This is a genomic window from Bacillus sp. 05T31 (assembly GCF_056396725.1).
On the sequence record NZ_JBFTMA010001038.1, the window covers coordinates 1 to 1056 of the forward strand.

Genomic DNA, 1056 nt, shown 5'->3' on the forward strand with positions numbered 1-1056 from the left:
CCTTTAACGTATGAAGTACGTCTCGTATTTGGGATAATTTTTTATGTTGCTCCATTGCTTTTACGTACACACCAAAAATACGTTCACTTTCCAAATCTTTATGCATTACTTTCAGCGCAACTTCGATTGCTTCTGCACTCTGCTTTTTAACTAGCAATTTCGCATAATGATATAGTACTTCCACATGCGCTTCATCTATTTTCATTGCGCATTCGATATATTCTTTTTCTTTATCTATGTCATTCATCGCGCCAAACACGTATGCAATCGCATCTAAACGCCATGTTTCAGGAACTTCTTCCTCCAATTTCTCTAGTTCAACTAGCAATTCTTCCTGAAGATTCATTTCTACTGAAAGCTGCGCTAAATATTCCATATTTATATGCATTGGTTCTTCTTTCATCGCCTGGACCATATGCTTTTGTTCTTTGGAACGATTCTCTTCTTTTTCGTATATTTCAGCAAGCTGCAAATGTACACCTAAGAAGTTCTTATCCATTTCTAAACATGTTTCATACGCATGCTTTGCTTCTTGAAATTGCCCTAACGCCATGAATGTTTCACCGATWCGRAAATACGGCAATGAATCTTGTTTTTTCTTAAGTGCATCATTATACCGTTTTATCGCCTGATCATACTGTCYAATAGATTCATATAAAACACCTGCGTAACAACCGTATTCAATTACATCCTCTTTTTCTTTTTCTAACGTTCTTAAAAATGCTATGCCTCGTTGCACAAAAGCTGTGTCTTTTATTCGATTTACATACTCMTCCAACACGCTCGCTATATTAGCGTATACGCTTCGTATACCGTTCTCTAATTTAGAAAGTGCAAGTTTTAACTCTTTTTCATCCTCGCCTAATGCCATTTCAGCATCCCATAACACCATACCAGCATTCATAAKGAAATCTTGATTGTCTTCAAATTGCTTATTAATACTGACAATATAGTTTTTTGCATCCTTATATTGTTCCTTTGCCATATAAACTTGAATTAAACCGAAATGAGAATATACATCTTCATTATTTTCTTCTAAAGAACGCTTATATATAG

At 35.1% G+C, this 1056-nt stretch carries 1 protein-coding gene; it reads right to left on the minus strand.

Translation table 11 applies throughout. The features are described from left to right. Positions 1 to 1056 (minus strand): tetratricopeptide repeat protein (locus AC1DJR_RS31105; protein ID WP_477004376.1); only part of this gene is annotated, 1056 nt, incomplete at both ends.